This is a genomic window from Arthrobacter sp. AOP36-C1-22 (genome assembly GCF_052377515.1).
Classification (GTDB): Bacteria; Actinomycetota; Actinomycetes; order Actinomycetales; family Micrococcaceae; genus Arthrobacter_H.
In genome coordinates, this window is record NZ_JBQSWW010000057.1 from 1 (window position 1) to 1,672 (window position 1,672).

A 1,672-nucleotide genomic window follows, 5' to 3' on the forward strand; every position below is an offset into this window, starting at 1 on the left:
CGGTGTGTAATCTCGCAACATCGTGGACACCAAATCTCTTCACTTCGTGGACAGCGGATCTCATGGCTTCGTGCACAGCTACCAGCGCTCACTACGAGCCATGTGGGTCTTGAACCTAGCCGCGGTTGAAGACCTCCGGCACCTGTCGTTGACGTTCGGCGAACTGCCCGCGGTAAGCGGCTTGTTTCCGCGCCCATTGCTTCGTTGAATGGGACAGTTGCACGCCCTGGATCGCGTAGGAGGCAACGTAGCGCCCGCGCACGTGTAATGCGATCATGGGCAACGGGAACGAGAACACGATTTCACTGGTGTCGGGATCTGAGAGCAGGAATTCATTCTCGGTGATCGTTCTTTGGAACCGGCGTCCGGCGAACGTCGTCGGCAACGACACGTGGTATCCCTGATAGTAGACCTGCCGGTTGTCCGCGGTGACGTCTACGAGCACCTGGTTGACAGCCTGCGGTGCCTGCTCATTACCACCGAGGATGTCGTTATCGATGATCTTCCCGGACTTGGACATGGTCACCGTGGCGCGCCCGAGCTCGAGCTGCCTGAGCCTGCGCACCCGGCGGTACTCGGCGGCCTTGCTCTCGAGCACCGCCAGCGCCAACGGCTCCGTCGCCGGCGTATGGACGAGCAGTTCCCACGCGGTGTCTGGGGTGGATTGGTTCAGGGACTGGTGCGGCCGACGATGGTTATAGTGCTGTCTATATCGGGCGATCCTTTCGCGCAGTTGCTCCAGTGTCCCGGGCCGGTTGGCTAGGAGAAACCGCTGCAGGGTTTGATGCGAGCGTTCATTCTTACCCTGGGTCGTGGGCTTGCCCGGCAGGCCACTGATCGGCATGGTGCCCTTTGAGGCCAGGTAGATTTCCACGGCTCCGATCTTGCCCTGGCGCAGTTGGTTGAACGCCAACGAATTGTCGCTTAAGACCTCTTGCGGAGCTCCGTGCGCGGCGATGGCCTTGGCGAGGACGTGTTGGGCGTCGGCGCTGTTTTCCTCCCGTTGGTATGCCCAGGTACCCACGTCGTAACGGGTCGCGTCGTCAAGGAGCTGGTACACCGTCACCTTGGGCCCGTTGGCCAGCCGGAACTCGAAAGCATCGAGCTGCCACAGCGCCATCGCGGTGGCCCGCACGAAGGGGATGTAGGAGGATTTCGGACGTTTGCGTGGAGAGCGCTCGACATGTCCGACGCTGGCCAGGAGCCTGGCGATGGTCGCCACTGAGGGGACCTTCCCGCCGGGGAAGGCGTCCTGGATGGTGGCCTCGTAATAGATCGTAAGTGGCCCGTAGTCCCACCCGTCGGATTTGAGCTGTTTTCGGATCCTGACGAGCTCATTGACCACCGCCGTACCGTACCGCCGAGCGGGCTGTTTCGGCGCCCGGGACTGGGGATGCAGAGCGGCCGTTGATTCGGTGGCGGCACGGCCGCGGATCTTGTAGAACACGCTCCGGGAGACCTTCAGCGATTTGCAGAAATCGCTCACCGTCAGGGAGTGGGGCTGGGCCGGGTCGTAGTTGATGATCGCAGCCCGTGTGCTGGGCGAAAGTACGTTGGTCATGCCATCGACTGTCCCAGCGCACTGAGCACGGGCCAGTGTCTACGATGTGGTGAGACAGCGTGTCCACGATGTCATGAGATCGTGTGTCCACGATGCGTTGAGACAGGACAC

Annotated in this window: 1 protein-coding gene; it reads right to left on the reverse strand. The window is 61.7% G+C overall.

All coding sequences use genetic code 11. The features are described 5' to 3' along the window. Window positions 1–115 precede the first annotated feature (115 nt). The gene (locus ACT3S6_RS15845; protein ID WP_444555771.1) at window positions 116–1,561 is read right to left on the reverse strand and encodes an integrase core domain-containing protein; all 1,446 of its coding nucleotides are present in this window, start codon (window positions 1,559–1,561) and stop codon (window positions 116–118) included. Window positions 1,562–1,672: the final 111 nt, after the last annotated feature.